We start from the raw sequence: 15,369 nt of genomic DNA, 5'->3' as shown, positions 1-15,369 counted from the left end.
CTCGTGGGGCGCGGCCCGAGCCTGTGGCTGCGCCCCGTCGTCCCACGGCTTCTGAGCCCTTCTGGGTCCCTCCGAGTCCCTTTCGATCCTCGTTGGCAGGGTCCGTGGTTCGGGCTGGGTGCGATCGCCGGGGTCGTGGGTGGTTGCCGGTACGGTCGGCCGCAGGGCGGGTAGTTACAAGCCATGATCACCATCGGGGTCGAAGAGGAGTACCTGCTGCTCGATCCGGGCACCGGGCATCCTGTGCCTCTGTCGGAGGAGGTGCGCCGCGCCGCGGGCCTGGAGGCGCTGGCCGAGGACGACGAGGTACAGCTGGAGCTGCTGCAGGCGCAGGTCGAGGTCGCCACGCCGGTGTGCGGCAGTCTGGCGGAGGTGGCCGGTCATCTGCTGCGACTGCGCCATGCTCTGGGCACGGCCGCGGAGCGGGCGGGGTGCCGTCTCGCCGCGACGGCCGCCGCTCCGGTGTCGGGTGCGGGCACCGTGCCCGTCACGGACAAGCGGCGGTATCTGGAACTCCGCAGGCAGGGCGGCCATCTCATCGACGGCATGCTGATCAACGGGATGCATGTGCATGTCGGGATTCCGGACCGGGAAGTGGGCGTGGCGGTTCTGAACCGTCTGAGGATCTGGCTGCCCACCCTTCTGGCCATGTCGGCGAACTCGCCGTTCTGGGAAGGCAGCGACACCGCCTTCGCGAGCTGGCGCACCCCCGCCTTCAGCCGTTGGCCGGTCAGCGGGCTGCCACCGCACTTCGCCGACATCGAGGACTACGAACGACGCACCGACGCACTGATCGCGTCTGCGGTCATCACCGACGCGGGACAGCTCTATTGGCAGGCGCGCCTCTCCGAGCGCTACCCCACCCTGGAAGTGCGCTGCATGGACGTCCAGCTACGGGTGGACGACGCCGTGATGCTCGCAGGAATCGTGCGTGCCCTGGCCGCCACCGCCATCAGCGAGCACAAGGACGCCGTCCCCGAGCCGGTCTGCCCTCCCGAACTGCTCCAGGCCGCGATGTGGCACGCCGCGAGACACGGCCTCGGCACGACCCTCCTCGACCTCGCCGGCCGCCCCCGCCCCGCCGGCGACGTCCTGGTCCAGCTGGCCCGGCACATCGCCCCGGCCCTCGCGGAACACGGCGACGGCCGCCACGTCGATCCCCTTCTTCACCGCCTGCTGCGCGAGGGCACCGGTGCCGACCGCCAGCGTCACGCCCTGGCCGAGGGGGGACTCCCCGCCCTGATCGACTTCATCATCGACGAAACCGCCTCCACCTGAGCGGCATGCGAGCGGCAACAGCGCGTCCTTGTCGGGGCTGAGGGGGCGTACGAGGTCGGCGTGCGGTCCTGTCCCTGCCTTCCACCTTGCATCCGGGGCACCTGTGACGCACCCGGGGAATCGCGGTCACGGCGTTTGCCGGACTTCGGGGTCAGGCGGGTTCGGCCGCTTGCATGAGGTGCTGGAAGGCCGTCATACAGGCCAGACAGTGGTGGTCGGTCTGGGCGTCCCCGTCGAGGTCGAGGGGCTGGCCGCACAGGGTGGCGCGCTGGCCCTGAGCCACTACATGCCACACCTTGCCGACGCCACTGACAGATATGCCGACGTGCATTTCGTACATGACAGTCCTCCAAACCGTGGACAGCACTCCACGCCATCACGGCTGAGGGCCCCGCGCTCCCTGGCGTGGCATTCGGGTGAACCCTCTGCGGCCGCGCCCCCGCTCCCGTCGCCGGCCCACCTACGCCGTCGGCCATGCCACCCTGCACGGCGGCAGCCGCCGTACCCGACGGGAGCGAGAGGTAGTGCTCCGGCCACGTGGCTCGGTGCGGGAGCGGGACTCGACGCAGGGTGCCACGGTCCTGCTCGGCGAAGCGGCGTCGCGCGTGGTCGGAGGCCTATGGCCAGGGCGACTGCCGAGGGGACGGACTGAGTTCTGCCTGGGACGCTGGGTATACGCAGGAAAGGGGTGAGAGGGAGCTGGCCCGCCTGATCGAGACACCTCACGTCAGCCATTTCTTCGGCCGCACACCCCTCGGCCCGCCCCCTCGGCCCGCCCCCTCGGCACCCCCGCGGGCCGACCGCCTGGGCCGGAGTCGCCACCGCCATCGACTCCGACACCGCCGTGGCGGCACGGGGCGTGACGCGGACGCCCGGCCAGTACCAGTCGCCCCCCGGCGTGCGACTGGGCACGTGGAACCGCTAGGAGGACCTCATGGACTCGAAGCAGATGGCACGTCAGGTGCTCCACTCCTACGGGGAGACATATGCGGGGGAGGCGGGCATCCGGCTGCGCGACACCCCGGCGCCGCTGTACCAACTGCTGGTGCTCTGCGTCCTGTTCGCGGTGCCGATCCGCGCGCAGACGGCACTCGCCGCGGCCCGGGAGCTGTTCGCCGCCGGGTTCCGCACACCACGGGCCATGGCTGATTCCAGCTGGCAGGACCGGGTGGATGCGCTCGGCCGGGCCCACTACCGCCGGTACGACGAGAGCACGGCCACCGCACTGGGCGACGGCGCCGAACTTGTTCTCGAACGCTGGCACGGGGACCTGCGCGCGCTGCGGAAGCAGGCTGACGGCGACCTGGGACGGATGCGGGAGCTGCTGCGGGAGGTACCGCGAATCGGCCCCACCGGCGCCGACATCTTCTGCCGGGAAGTCCAGGAGGTCTGGCCGGAGGTGCGGCCATTCTTCGATGCCCGAGCCCGGAAGACGGCCGCCGGTCTCGGCCTGCCCCGGACCCCCAAGGCTCTGGCGGACCTCGTCCAGCCACGCGAGCTGGTCCGGCTGGCGGACGGCCTGGTGCGGGTCGGCCTCACACCCGAGGCGACGGAGAAACTACGCCACGCGTGACATGTCGAGGGCCTGAGTGCGGGAGGCGGCCCGGATCACGTGCGGGGCGGCCCGCCGCGCCTCATGCCGTCCCGGCGGTCCGCCTCATGCCGTCCCGGCGGTCCCGAGGTCGCACCATGCGAACGCGCCCTCCGCGAGGCTGTCCAGCATCGGTCGGCCGCGGTGTTCGGCCCACGCTCATCGCCATGCGGCAGCGACGCGTCTCATCTACGGGTGACTGGTCCCAAAACCAACGCGTCCCTCGGTCGGCCGCGTGTGCGCCTTAATTGGCCACCGGCGGGGTGCAGAGGCGTGCGGGGCGTCTCAGAGTGGAAGGTGAGCCGGACATCACTGAGTGGCGGAGGAGACAGCATGCCTCGCGGATCGAGTTCCAAGCGGGAACGCCAGTACGAGCACATCAAGGAGAGCGCCGAGGAGCGCGGCGAGAGCACCAGGCGTGCCAAGGAGATCGCGGCCAGGACCGTCAACAAGGAACGGGCCCGCGCCGGCGAGTCCAAGACCGCGAGCAAGAGCTCCATTCAGGACATGTCCTCGTCCGAGCGGGGCGGCCGGCGCTCGCACAGCGGCGCACAGGGACCGACGTACGACCAGCTCTACGCGGAAGCGCAGCGCCGCAACATCCATGGCCGGTCCAGCATGGACAAGGCCCAGCTCAAGCAGGCCCTCGGCGGGAGCTGAGCCAGCGGGCAGGCCCGGGGGCGTCGCGTGCTTCGGCGGCCCCGGGCCCTGTGCCGTTCTCAAGGAGGCGCTCCATGCCGACGACGCCCCGTTGTGACAGAGGTCAACCAGCGCCATTGCCGGACCTGTTGGCGCTTCTGCGAGCCGGGCCGTGGCCGTCACTCATGGGCACACCTGGCTTCGTCGCCGACGCTTGATCGGTGGGAGTTCTGCGACGAGGATGAAGGCACGGAAGGCGAGATCATCTGGGGGAGTCGTAGTGGGTCTGGGGACGGTGGCGCTGACCGGCGCGGCGGGCAACATCGGGTCCTTCGTACGCAGGGAGCTTCGGCGGACAGCAACACGTGTGATTCTGCTGGACCGGGTGCCACTGCGGCGGGAGGCCGAGAACGAGGATGTACACACGGTCGACTTGCGTGACGCGCTCGCCGTGGAGTCGGCGCTCTCCGGCGCCGACCAGGTGATCCATCTGGGCGGTGTGCCGGACGAAGCGCCGCTCGCGGATCTTCTCGACGCCAACGTGCTCGGCACCCATCACGTGTTGGAGGCGGCGCGGCGTACCGGCATCAAGAGGGTGGTGCTGGCCAGCAGCAATCGTGTCACAGGGTTCTACCCCGTCGCGCACCTGACGGGGCCGGGGGAGCCCGTGCGGCCCGACGGTCTGTACGGGGTGAGCAAGGCAGCCGTCGAGGCACTGGGACAGCTCTATGCCGACAAGTTCGGCCTGTCCGTCATCAGCTTGCGCATCGGCAGCTTCGAACCCGTTCCCACCGAGTCCCGGCATCTGGCGACATGGCTCAGTCCGCGCGACGCCATGGGCTACATCCGAGCCGCTCTGACCGCTCCGGCCTCCACCCACTTCGTCACCGTGTACGCCGTCTCTGCCAACACCCGCCGTTTCTGGGCACTCCCTGATCCGGAGGTACTGGACTACACGCCCGTCGACAACGCCGAACTCCACGCGGGCGACATTTCCGGAGCCGACCTCCCGGCCGACCCGGATGCACCTCAAGCGGGACCGTACGCCCTGCCCGACTTCACCATCCCCCATCTCCGGCCCTGACCCGACTATCAGCGTGCGGGCAGCCACCGCGTCAGGGGCACCTCCGGCAGACGGCCCGCGATGACGCCCGCACGTCGGCCGGGGGCTGTGTGAGGCTTCGTGGGCTCAGTGTCCTGGCCGTGTCCTCGTCGTTGACGAGGTATGACGAGAACTACCCGACTGCGCCACCGCCTTGCGGTGACGCTCGCAGGCCCGTTGTCCCTCCTGCTCGCGTGCGCGGCCACCACGACCGCGCGCGCCGCCACCGGTGAACCATCAGGGAGGGTCGGCGCTGTCGGCGGTTATGCGGCCCTGGGTGATTCGTTCGCCTCGGGCGTCGGTGCCGGTCGCGCCGGTGGCGACTGCCGTCGCAGCTCCCTCGCCCACCCCGCGTTGTGGGCCGCCGGGCACCACCCGGGGCGGTTCGACTTCGCGGCCTGTACAGGGGCGACCAGCGCCGACGTCACCGCGCAGCAGCTGTCCGGGCTCGACCGCAGCACGACGCTGGTCAGCATCACCGTCGGCGGGAACGATGTCGGTTTCGCCGATGTCATGAGGACGTGCACCTTGAGCAGCGAGAGCGCCTGCCTGGAGAGCGTGGCTCGGTCCGAGAAGGCCGTGGACCACGATCTGCCCGGAAAGCTCGACGCCGCCTACCGCGCCGTCAAGGCCAAGGCCGCACATGCCCGGGTGGTGGTGCTCGGCTACCCGCACCTGTTCAGCCGAGACGCCTGCCTGATGGGGCCGGTGACGGGGCGGGAGCAGTCCGTGCTCAACACCGCGGCCGATCACCTCAACCGCGTCACCAGGGACCGTGCCCGCGCGCACGGGTACGTCTTCGCCGATGTCACGGCTGCCTTCGCCGGGCACGAGATCTGCTCCGCCGACCCGTGGATCCACGCTCCGTCACTCCTCACCGCGGACGTGGCCTACCACCCCACCGAGGAAGGCCAGCGCGAGGGCTACCTCCCCGCCCTGACCACAGCAGCCGGACCCGGCCACGCCTGACGGACCCGGCAGGGGGGCCGCTCGGGAGCACTCAGGTCGAGATGCCGGTGATGTCGGCGGCGAGGGTGGGGACCGCGGCGGCGGCCCGGCGGTCAAGGCCGTGGGCGGAGGTCGACGCGGTCGCGCCGCAGGTCGTCGGTGCCGGTGGGTGTTTCGGCGAGCAGGCGCGGCCGTACACCGGGGGACTGTGACTGCACGGCGGCCAGCAGGGCAGGGCCGCTCGCGGTGGTGACGGTGTCGTGGCAGCGCAGGTGAAGGTGCTCTCCAGCCGCTACCGCCCCACCCCGTTCGCCCTGACCGCCGCCCGCTGACCGAGCCCGTAGATGATCGATTCCAAGGGGGCGGTGGTCGATCGCCTCTTGACCTCTACCGCGCTTGAGGTAGCACGGTGGTTCACATGAACACGGAATCCACGGCGTACGCCGCAGACATCGAAGCCATCGGACAGGTCGTAGCCGCCGTCGAGCACTCACAGCAGCACAAGAACCCCGATGAGTTCCTCGCGCTGTTCCACCGCGACGCGGTCTGGACGACGGCCGGCGGCAAGGTTCTCATAGGCCTCGACGCGATCTCCGAGTTCACCCGCAAGGTTCTCCCCGCGGCGGACTGGGACGGCAAGGTCACCTACGACGTGGTCCACGTGTTCTTCATTCGCCCGGACGTCGCGGCGGTCAAGGTTCGTCAGCTCTACCTGACCCCGGGCGAGGAGAGCGAGGGTGCCCCGCTGTACGTGATGTCCAAGCAGGGCGACGGCCGCTGGTTGCTGACCGCCTGCCAGAACACGGGGGTCGTCACCGACTGATCAATTCGGACGGATCGGCTGCGCGCAAAAGGGGAGGGCGTCCAACGTCATTGGGTGAAGACAGAGTTGGACACCCTCGCCACCGCACTCTATGTGAAGACCGACGAACTGCTGAAGGACTCACCCCATCTGGCGCCCTGGCGTCCGGCGGTCGGGATCGGCCCGCAGCTGACCGATGCCGAGCTGGTCACGCTCGCGATGATGCAGGCCATGCTGGGCTTCACCTCCGAGGCCAAGTGGCTCCGCCACGCCCGCTACCACCTGCGGCATCTCTTCCCCGACCTGCCCCAGCAGCCCGGCTACAACAAGCGCCTGCGCAAGGCCGCCGAGCTGCTGCGGCGGGTGACCCGGGGACTGGCCGCCGACACCTCCGTATGGAGCGACGACGTGTGGATCGTGGATTCCACACCGGTGGAGTGCGGACGCTCCCGCGAGACCGTCAAACACTCCGACCTGGCCGGATGGGCGAGTACGGGTACTGCGCCAGCCACAGCCGCTTCTTCTGGGGCCTGCGCCTGCACCTGGTGTGCGCCCTGCAGGGCCTGCCCATCGCCTTCGCCCTGACGGGGGCCAAAGCAGACGAACGCGAGACCCTGCTGGACCTGCTCGCCGCCGAACCAGGTCTGACCGCCGCCCGGCCAGGACAGACACTGATCGGCGACAAGAACTACTTCGGCCGCGACTTCGAGCACCAGCTGGCCGAGCAGGAGATCCGGCTGCTCCGGCCGGCCCGCAAGGGCGAGCCGGAGCGGCCCGGAGCGCCGCTGTTCAAGCCGTTACGGCAGATCATCGAGTCGGTCAACGAGACCTTCAAAGGCCAACTCAATCTCGAACAGCACCGAGGCCGAACGCCGGGCGGGGGCGTCGCCCGCGTCATGCAGCGAGTCCTCGCGCTGACTGCCGCGATCTGGCACAACGACCACACCGGACAGCCCGTCCTTTGCTCACTCACTGCCTATGACCGCTGACCCCTTGGAATCGATCATCTAGAGGACAGGAGGACGCCGCTCCCCAGGTGCATGGCGGCGCGGCGCGGCGGAGGTTTCTCGGCGTGCCGCTAGCGTCATGAGAGTGACGGGAATCCATGCTGACCGGCGGTGGTCGGAGTCCATGCCGGCGGCCTATGAGCGGTACCTCGTGCCCGTGCTCTTCCGGCCCTTCGCCGAGGACCTGGCCGCCCGGGCCGGGGCACTCCGTCCCCGGCGAATCCTCGAACTGGCCGCGGGGACCGGCGTGTTGACCTCGGAGCTGCTTGCCGCGGCACCGTCGGCCGAGGTGACGGCGACCGACCTGAACGAGGCCATGGTGGCCTTCGGGGCGACCCGGGCCCCCGGCGCGGTGTGGCAGCAGGCCGACGCGCAGCGGCTGCCGTTCCCGGACGGGGGTTTCGACCTGGTGGTATGCCAGTTCGGCGTGATGTTCTTCCCCGACAAGATCGCGGCGTTCACCGACGTCCGCCGGGTGCTGGCTCCGGGCGGCCGGTTTCTGTTCAACACCTGGGGGCCGCTCGCCACGCACGGCTTCGACGCAGCGGTGCAGGCCGGTCTTGAGCGGGCGTTTCCGGCCGACCCGCCGGGGTTTCTCCCGACCGTCCCGCACGGTTACGGGGACCCCGCCGTTGTGGCCGCCGACCTGGAGGCGGCCGGGTTCACGGTCGAGGAGCAGCGGGAGCTGACGCTGGAGGGCCGGGCCGCGTCGGCCGCCGATGTCGCCCTCGGGTTCCTCGGCGGGACGCCGGTGCGTGCGGCTGTCGAGGAGCGCGGTGACGGGGCGGCCGTCCGGGCCACCGTCATCGAGGAGATGACGGCCCGTCTGGGTCCGGGGCCGGTCACCGCCCCGATGACGGCGTACGTCTTCCGCGGCACGGCCTGAACCCAGGCTGCACCCGTGCCGGGCGCTGCCCTCTCTCGTGGCATCGGGGCTCGGCCTGTGGGCTGCGCCATTCGGGGGAAAGCGGGACAGACACCCGCGGGTTCGCTCGGCGGGAAGAGGAAAGTGGACGTGTGAGCCCGCCTGTGGGGTGGCCGTCAAGGGGAGTTGCGGGTGAGCGCTTCGCTTTCGGATGTCCAGAACCAAACGATTGCCGCGATCGTCCGGGCCGTGGACGAAGGACGCGGGCACTGTGTGATCCGGCTCCTTGACGAGTTCGTGCAGGAGGCCGACCTGACCGCGCTGTTCGCCTTGCGCGAGGCCCTCCACGACGCCAGACCCACCCCCGGGCACCGCTCCCGGCCCGTCAGATCACGGTAGGAACCGCTGCTTACGCTGTCGGCAGGGGAGCAGGAAGGCAGCGCCGCCTTCCGGGGCTGGGGCGGTCGCTTCGAGGGTGCCGTGGTGGCGGCTTGCCGCGGACGGGCGCCGTCTCCGGAAGGTGGGTCATGAAATACGGGCCGCAGGAGTGGCGCAGGCGGAGCTCGTCGGTCAACTCGCGTGCTGTGCCTGCGAGATCGTGCCTGTTTCCCTGCTCTTCGACAACCCGGTCGACACGTCGCACCGCGCCGCCGTCGAGAAGAAGCTGAAGGTCACCACCGCGCCTCGGGTGGAAGGGAGTTGGGGCTGGCTGAAGGACCACTCGGGCAAGGACCGGATCGACTGGCGCCCCAAGGACCCCTGGCTGGCCGGGACCAAGGTCTCCGTGAAGGGGCGCGCTCGACGGCCTCGACGCCGGGAACGGGGGCTGGTTCGCCCGCGACTACGACTGTTCCTTCACCGTCGGCTCCGCCCACCGGGCCGTCGTCGACATGCCCTCGCACCCCCTGACCCTGTACGACGATGACCGTCAGGTCGGCCAGGTGCGGGGCTCGGCCGGATCCGCGCAGACCCCCACCCGGGGCGGCACCCACACCGTCACCAGCAAGAACCCGGCCGAGGCCATGGACTCGCAGACCATAGGCTTCGGCGACCAGTGGTCCCTGAAGGCCAAGTGGGTCGTCCACAGGACCGCCTCGGGGACGTTTCTCCACTCCGCACCCTGGAACCAGCCCGTCGGCGTGGAGAACAACAGCCACGGATGCTTCGGCATGACCGACGCCGACGCCAAGTAGGTCTACGACTTCCTCACCGTCGGCTCCCTCGTCGAGGTCAAGGGGGCCAGCAGTACGGTCAGGACCGACCCCGGCAACGGTCTCGAGGACTGGCAGGAGACCTGGCAGCAGTGGCAGCACCGCAGCGCCGAATCCCTGGCGGGGTAGCGTCCGCGTGCCTGCGTGGCTGTGTTCCGGCCGTGTGGTCGGCCACGGCGGCATTCGACGCTGCGCGAGGAGCTCCTGTTGAATCGGCGTGTTGAACTACCGTTCCGACCGGGGGAGATCCACCCATGACCGCTACCGTTGACGCCGAGTTTCTCGCCGCCGCCAGGAACCCCACCGCCGAGTGGCTCGAGTCCTGCTTCGGTCCTGGCGCCCTGTGGCGCCCGAGCGCGGAGTCGCTGCCCGAGGGGCTTGAGCACGCCGGGACCCGGGCGTTCCTCGCGGAGGTCGGTATCCCCGCCGCGCGGAACCGTTTCACCGGGTTCGACGGGAAGGACCTGCCCGAGAACGGCCTGTGGGAGGCGGACCCGGACGAGATCTACGGCCGCCGCTACCCCGACGACGACACCCCGCCGGAGAGCTACGCCTACTGCGTCGGACTGGTCAACCAGCTGCACCTCATGGTCGACGGCATCACGGGCTCGGTCGAGGCGTACGACCCGAACGGCTGGGACCACGCCGCCGGCCACGTGGGCTACGTGGCCGACTCGGCGCCGCAGGCGATCGCTGCCTTCGCCCTGCTGGCCCGTTACGAGGAGCGCTTCGACGGCGGCGACGCGACGGCGTTGGCCGAATTCACCGAACTGCTGGAGCAGTTGGGCCTGGACCCGGAGGACGAATTCTGGCGGAACCTGGTGGACGAGCTGCGCGAGAATTACCTGGACGTCGACTGACGCCTTGTGAAGCATCGGCCGCACGACCCCTGCCGGTCCGTGCGGCCGTGCGCACTTCCCGGCAGCGGCCCTCCCCGGCCGGCTGCCGCCCGCCCGCGACATCGAGACCGCAGACGGTCTGCGACGGGTCGGCGGTGCCGCCCTCGCAGCGGGATCACGAAATCTCGTGACCTTTCCGGTCGCGGTTCTGGCTCTCGGTCGCACCCGTGAGGCGCAGCGCGTTGCCCTGGACGCGGTGAAGCAGGGCGTGCAGCTGTTCGCGTTCGGCCGAGGTGAAGCCGGTGTAGAGCTCTTCCTCGATGCGTTCCTGTACTGCCCACAGGGACGCGATGGCCTGCTCTCCCTCGGCAGTGATCGTGGCGACGTCCTGGCGGGTCCTGATGTAGTTGCGGTCGCGCATCGCAGTCAGCGACGCGCGGGTGGGCGTCGAAGGACTGCCGGACGGGATGGGCGGCGAGCGTCAGGTTCCGCCCGAGGGTGGCGCGGATCCGGTCGGTGAGCATGGTCAGAATCATCCTGGTGCGCAGCTCGTAGATGCTGACGTCCGGATCGGCGAACCGGCGGACGCGGCAACCGAGCACGGCACCCCGTGCCGCGTCGAGCACCCGACGGGACGCGTCCAGCACGTAGTCCGGGCCGGCTCCGGCGGCCACGACGTGCCGGATCAGGTTCACGCCCTCGATCAGGCAGCGTCCGGCGGCGATCCGCCCGGACCGCGTGGCCGGCGTCCGTGCGGTGGCGATCCGTTCGTCCTTGGTCGAATCGATGGGCACCGTCGACGCCGGCGGCCCGGCCCGACGAAATTGATCCGCGCCCTGCTGCCTGATCTGTCTAACCTGTCTGGCCCGATGAACTGACAAGGAGCAACCCTCGTGCAGAAGATCCCGACCCTGTTCGTGCGCGATCCGGAGGACCGCCGTTACGTCCTCGACCTGGTCACCCCTGGGTGCGAGTGGGTGGCCTCCGGCGAAGGCGTGGCCACGCGGAAGTACGACGGAACCTGTGTCATGTTCGACGGCGAAGCCTGGTGGGCGCGGCGCGAGGTGAAGCCGGGCAAGACTGCGCCGCCGTCCTTCCGGGCCGTCGGCACGGACGACGTCACCGGCCGCACCGTCGGCTGGGAGCCGGTCGGGCAGTCGTCGTTCGCGAAGTTCCACGGAGAGGCGCTGGCCAACGTTGACCGGCTGGTCGACCCCTCGAAGCCGTTCCATGCCGGCACCTACGAGCTGATCGGCCCGAAGATCAACGGGAACCCGGAAGGCAAGCCTGGGCATTGGCTCGTCGCGCACGCCGAAGCCGACGTCATCTCCCTGCCGGGGCGGACGTTCGAGGAACTCCGAGCAACCGTCTTGAAGCTCGCCGAAGTCGACCGTGCGGAAGGCCTGGTCTTTCACCACTCCGACGGCCGGATGGCGAAGATCAAGGCGAGGGATTTTCCGACGTAGTCCGACGTAGTCCGACGGGGTCAGAGCGGTGGGATGAGTCCGGCGTGATCGCCGGGCGCGTGCAAGCGGAGGGCGGACGCCGCCGAAACGGGGTGGCGGCAGTGGCTGATGGCGGCACGAAGCAGTGAAAGAGCCCGTACGCAACGGGAACACGGCGATACGAATGATGTGCCGGACGGAAAATGTCGTGAACCGGTGGCACGGCTGTATCCGCACCCGCTGAGCCTCACGGCGGGCCCGGCGCCGACAGTGCGGCGCGGGGCCGCCACTTGTAGACAGGCCCGTCGTGGTGAAGCGCTCCTGACGGATGGGCACTCGCCATTCGCCGTCGATCACTCATCGCGCACGGAGTTGTTCAGAGTTGCCCGTACCTGTTCTTTTCGGCGGGGGTCATGACACATGGCGTGTGCTTTTCGGACGTGTTGTTGCCCGGCCCGCACGGCGCAGGCGCTGATTCGCGCCACTTACCGGTGAAGCCCCTTACTGACTTTGTGGGGGCGTCACGCTCTGAACAAATCTCCCTTCGCATCGGACAGTGGAGTGTTCATGACGCGTACTGGTTCCCCTGCGCCCGTGCTCATCGAAAACCCCTCCGTCAAGTTCTCCAGCGCCCCCCAACGCGCGCCGCTGCGGCACCTGGGTCGCCCCTCCCTGCGCACGTCCGCCTCGGGCACCCGGCGGCTCGCCCGCGGAGAAGCCCCCCGCGTACTGCTCCTCGTGCCCTCGTACACCCGGGTCGTGGAGCCCTCCCCGGAGAGGAGCAGCTTCCGGGCGCTCGGCCTGGACACGTTCGAGGTCATGAAGCGCGCGGGCACCCCGATCGGCCTGCTACGCATAGCCGCGAACGCCCGGCTCGCCGGGTTCGACGTCCGCATCGTCGACTCGCCCTTCGCCGGTTGGGAGCAGGAGCGCCGGCTCGTCGACCTCGGCGGCGGCAGCAGCCTGGTCCGCTACGGCCTCGACGACGCACAACTCCGTACGATCATCGAGGAGTTCGAGCCGGACGTCGTCGGCGTCCAGTGCATCTACACCGTCCAGTGGGGCAACGCGCGTGCCCTCGCCGAGCTGGTCAAGGACATCGACCCGGCGATCGTGACCGTCACGGGCGGCGCCCACCCCAGCGGCGACTGGCAGTACGCCGTGCCGGACTCGCCCTTCGACCACGTCGTGATCAACGAGGCCGACCAGACCTTCACCGCCCTCCTTCAGGCGCTGACGGAGGAGGGCGGCGACGTCGACGCCGTGCCCGGCATCGCCTACCGACGGGCCGACGGAGCGGTGGTCCGCACCTCCGCGATGTCGCCGTACATGCGGATCCTGCCCAAGCGGCAGGGCCTGGACCAGCGGCTCGCCATGATGCCGCTGCCCGACTTCGGGATGCTGGACATGCGCCAGTACGAGCAGGCGTACCACTCCTCGGGCAAGCGGGTGCGCGACCACGGCTCCTGGGCGCAGATCTTCTCGACCATCGGCTGCAACGTAGGGTGCGACTTCTGCTACATCCCGATGGTGAACGGCCCCTGGCGCGCGCTCGGCACCGACTGGTTCGACCTGCATCTCGCCGAGATCACCAAGCAGGGCGTGACCGAGGTCCTCATCGAGGACGACCATCTGCTGCACGACCCGCTGTACGCGATGCGGGTCTTCGAGCTCCTGCGCAAGCACGATCTGCCGTGGGTCGAAGAGGGCGGACTCAGCCTGTTCAACCTCGTACTGCTGCACCTGGGCGCCGAGTTCGCGGACGGCATGGACGAGGCCGAGCGCCGCAACCCCAACTTCCGCAACGTTCTCGCCGCCATGCGTTCCGGGCTCACCTGCCGGGACCTGATCAGGGCGATGGCCCAGGGCGGCTGCTACAGCGTCTACCTCGCGGTGGAGAGCGCCAACGAGGACAGTCTGCAGAAGTCCGGAAAACCCCGGCTCAACGCCATTCAGCGGGCCACCGGCGAGATCGTGGAGATGTTCACCGAGTACGGAATCCAGGTCACCGGCGGTTTCATGCTCGGCTTCGTCAACCCGCCCGAGCAGCCGGGGGACGCACCGTACATCGAGTCGCTGGAGCAGATCGAGAAGACCATCGACTACGCGGTGACGCTCATGGGGCACGGCATGGCGTACGCCAATCCGTTCATCGTCACCCCGCTGCCGGGCACGAATATGTGGGACTTCCAGAAGGACTACGTCGTACGCCACTACGACAACGGCTGGTCGCACGAGAAGGCGACCATGGCCACCGACCAGTGGAGCGCCGAGGACATCGAGCGCATGCGCCTGGAGCTCCTGGTGCGGGCCAATGGCGCCGACAAAGTGACCGAAATGGTGCGGCGCGGGACCTGGCCGGTGGACGCCTGACGGGGCTGGGCCCCTTCCTCATGGCCGGCGCGGCTCGGCTCGGCGTCGGCGGCGCGCCGAGCGCAGGGTGTCCGCCGAGGCCAGCGCGGCCCCGCCGGCGATGAGGACACAGGCGACGGCGACGGGCCAGCTCGCGTGGGCCCGTCCCGTCGCGACGAGCAGTGACGTGGACAGCAGCGGGGCGAAGTACGACAGGGTGCCCAGGAGGCGGATGTCGCCGTGCTTGGTGCCGTGGTCCCAGACGTAGAAGGCCCCGCCCACCGGGCCGAGGCCCAGGGCCAGCACGGCGAGCCACTGCGGGCCGTCGGGCCGGACCGTGGTCTCGAAGAAGAAGTGGCAGACGGCCGCGAGGGCGGCGGTGGCCAGGCAGAAGAACGCGACCATGTCCGTGGGGACTTGGGGATAGCGGCGATTGGTCACCGAGTACGCCGACCAGACCACCGCACAGACGGCCGCCGCGATGTACCCGAGCAGGTACTCCCCGCGGAAGTGCACCCCTTGACCGCCGGTGACCAGCAGGAACGTGCCGCCGAGCCCGAGCACCGCGCCCGTGATGTGCCACCAGCGCAGCCGTTCGCCGGGCAGCAGCGCGGAGAACACGACGATCAGCAACGGCCACAGGTAGGCGATGAGGCCGGCGTCCACGGCCGGGGCGTTGCGCAGGGCCAGGAAGTAGAAGAAGTGGTAGCCGAAGAGCCCGCCGATGCCGAGGGCCCAGGCGCCGACAGGCAGCCCTCGGGCCGCCGCTCCACCGCCGCGCAGGGCCCGGGGCAGCCCGATGATCCCGCCGACCGCGAAGGCCATCGCGGTGAGCTGGAACGGTGGAATCCGCCCGGTCAGCGTGGTGAACAGCGCGAGCGCCGCCCACAGCAGCACCGCCACGGCACCGATTCCGGTGGCTCTGAGCCGACGTGCCGGGTGCGCCGTGGCGCCGGTCCGGTTCCCCGCCGCCGCGATGAGATCGGCCTCCGCGTCCATGCGCCCCCCAGTCCGTCCGTCTCCGGCGACTACCGGGGCATCGTAATGACGCCCGCCCGATCCGCCCACGCTTTCCGGACAGCCGACGGACGGCGCGGGCCGGCCTGTGGCTGAGGTGTCAGCGGACGACCCTGGCGCCGAAGTGGTTGCCGAAGCCGCGGGCCAGGCCGATGGCGCTGTGGATGCCCGGCGTACACGGCTGGAGCGACGCCAGGGGTGTGCCATCACACCCGCGCCGCACACCATGGGCCGCCTCGCTGGGAGGACTGCCTTCGGGACGGTCGCCTGCCG

Annotated in this window: 18 protein-coding genes and 1 pseudogene; 15 read left to right on the top strand and 4 right to left on the bottom strand. The window is 69.9% G+C overall.

Annotated features, from left to right (window positions below):
* Positions 1–183 precede the first annotated feature (183 nt).
* Positions 184–1,278, top strand: coding sequence for a carboxylate-amine ligase (locus ABD346_RS31715; protein WP_344379546.1), 1,095 nt, complete (start codon positions 184–186; stop codon positions 1,276–1,278).
* 151 nt (positions 1,279–1,429) lie between these two features.
* Here the strand turns inward: ABD346_RS31715 and ABD346_RS31710 are convergent, their stop codons facing one another.
* Entirely contained in the window at positions 1,430–1,618 is a 189-nt protein-coding gene (locus ABD346_RS31710; RefSeq protein ID WP_344379544.1) for a hypothetical protein, read from the bottom strand.
* A 594-nt stretch (positions 1,619–2,212) separates the two neighbouring features.
* Here ABD346_RS31710 and ABD346_RS31705 point away from each other — a divergent pair.
* The 4 genes from ABD346_RS31705 to ABD346_RS31690 all read left to right on the top strand — a co-directional run bounded on the left by ABD346_RS31705 (position 2,213) and on the right by ABD346_RS31690 (position 5,579).
* Positions 2,213–2,851, top strand: coding sequence for an endonuclease (locus ABD346_RS31705; protein ID WP_344379542.1), 639 nt, complete (start codon positions 2,213–2,215; stop codon positions 2,849–2,851).
* Between the two features lie 351 nt (positions 2,852–3,202).
* A complete protein-coding gene (locus tag ABD346_RS31700) occupies positions 3,203–3,529 on the top strand; it encodes a plasmid stabilization protein (RefSeq protein WP_344379541.1) in 327 nt (108 codons plus the stop codon).
* Positions 3,530–3,788: 259 nt separating this feature from the next.
* Positions 3,789–4,592, top strand: coding sequence for an NAD-dependent epimerase/dehydratase family protein (locus tag ABD346_RS31695; protein WP_344379539.1), 804 nt, complete (start codon positions 3,789–3,791; stop codon positions 4,590–4,592).
* A 141-nt stretch (positions 4,593–4,733) separates the two neighbouring features.
* Entirely contained in the window at positions 4,734–5,579 is an 846-nt protein-coding gene (locus tag ABD346_RS31690; RefSeq protein WP_344379537.1) for an SGNH/GDSL hydrolase family protein, read from the top strand.
* A 31-nt stretch (positions 5,580–5,610) separates the two neighbouring features.
* On the opposite strand, the gene ABD346_RS31685 is transcribed toward ABD346_RS31690, so the two are convergent.
* Positions 5,611–5,757, bottom strand: coding sequence for a hypothetical protein (locus ABD346_RS31685; protein WP_344379536.1), 147 nt, complete (start codon positions 5,755–5,757; stop codon positions 5,611–5,613).
* Between the two features lie 219 nt (positions 5,758–5,976).
* Here ABD346_RS31685 and ABD346_RS31680 point away from each other — a divergent pair, with 219 nt between their 5' ends.
* From ABD346_RS31680 to ABD346_RS31650, 7 genes and pseudogenes are all read left to right on the top strand, one after another.
* On the top strand, positions 5,977–6,381 hold the full coding sequence (locus ABD346_RS31680; RefSeq protein WP_344379535.1) for an SgcJ/EcaC family oxidoreductase: 405 nt from the start codon (positions 5,977–5,979) through the stop codon (positions 6,379–6,381).
* Between the two features lie 54 nt (positions 6,382–6,435).
* Positions 6,436–7,349, top strand: a pseudogene (locus tag ABD346_RS31675) (IS982 family transposase).
* Positions 7,350–7,446: 97 nt separating this feature from the next.
* Positions 7,447–8,253, top strand: a complete 807-nt coding sequence (locus ABD346_RS31670; protein ID WP_344379534.1) for a class I SAM-dependent methyltransferase — start codon at positions 7,447–7,449, stop codon at positions 8,251–8,253.
* Between the two features lie 228 nt (positions 8,254–8,481).
* The gene (locus ABD346_RS31665) at positions 8,482–8,631 is read left to right on the top strand and encodes a hypothetical protein (RefSeq protein ID WP_344379533.1); all 150 of its coding nucleotides are present in this window, start codon (positions 8,482–8,484) and stop codon (positions 8,629–8,631) included.
* 76 nt (positions 8,632–8,707) lie between these two features.
* On the top strand, positions 8,708–9,157 hold the full coding sequence (locus ABD346_RS31660) for an Ig-like domain-containing protein (protein WP_344379532.1): 450 nt from the start codon (positions 8,708–8,710) through the stop codon (positions 9,155–9,157).
* Entirely contained in the window at positions 9,123–9,425 is a 303-nt protein-coding gene (locus tag ABD346_RS31655) for a L,D-transpeptidase (protein ID WP_344379530.1), read from the top strand. The genes ABD346_RS31660 and ABD346_RS31655 overlap by 35 nt, the downstream gene beginning before the upstream one ends.
* A 272-nt stretch (positions 9,426–9,697) precedes the next feature.
* Positions 9,698–10,303 (top strand): SUKH-4 family immunity protein, encoded by a 606-nt coding sequence (locus tag ABD346_RS31650; protein WP_344379529.1) that lies wholly within the window; start codon positions 9,698–9,700, stop codon positions 10,301–10,303.
* A gap of 154 nt (positions 10,304–10,457) precedes the next feature.
* On the opposite strand, the gene ABD346_RS31645 is transcribed toward ABD346_RS31650, so the two are convergent.
* Entirely contained in the window at positions 10,458–10,703 is a 246-nt protein-coding gene (locus tag ABD346_RS31645; protein ID WP_344379528.1) for a hypothetical protein, read from the bottom strand.
* A 19-nt stretch (positions 10,704–10,722) separates the two neighbouring features.
* On the opposite strand from ABD346_RS31645, the gene ABD346_RS31640 reads away from it, so the two are divergent.
* The 3 genes from ABD346_RS31640 (at position 10,723) to ABD346_RS31630 (ending at position 14,100) form a co-directional block, all read left to right on the top strand.
* Entirely contained in the window at positions 10,723–11,160 is a 438-nt protein-coding gene (locus tag ABD346_RS31640) for a hypothetical protein (protein ID WP_344379526.1), read from the top strand.
* A gap of 15 nt (positions 11,161–11,175) precedes the next feature.
* Complete coding sequence (locus ABD346_RS31635) at positions 11,176–11,748, top strand: RNA ligase 1 family protein (RefSeq protein WP_344379525.1); 573 nt, start codon at positions 11,176–11,178, stop codon at positions 11,746–11,748.
* A 573-nt stretch (positions 11,749–12,321) separates the two neighbouring features.
* Complete coding sequence (locus ABD346_RS31630) at positions 12,322–14,100, top strand: B12-binding domain-containing radical SAM protein (protein WP_344379524.1); 1,779 nt, start codon at positions 12,322–12,324, stop codon at positions 14,098–14,100.
* Positions 14,101–14,118: 18 nt separating this feature from the next.
* On the opposite strand, the gene yddG is transcribed toward ABD346_RS31630, so the two are convergent.
* A complete protein-coding gene (gene yddG / locus ABD346_RS31625; protein ID WP_344379523.1) occupies positions 14,119–15,078 on the bottom strand; it encodes an aromatic amino acid exporter YddG in 960 nt (319 codons plus the stop codon).
* Between the last annotated feature and the right edge of the window lie 291 nt (positions 15,079–15,369).

Source organism: Streptomyces mauvecolor, from assembly GCF_039532965.1.
Taxonomy (GTDB): Bacteria; Actinomycetota; Actinomycetes; order Streptomycetales; family Streptomycetaceae; genus Streptomyces; species Streptomyces violascens.
This window is presented reverse-complemented; position numbering and strand designations above follow the sequence as displayed.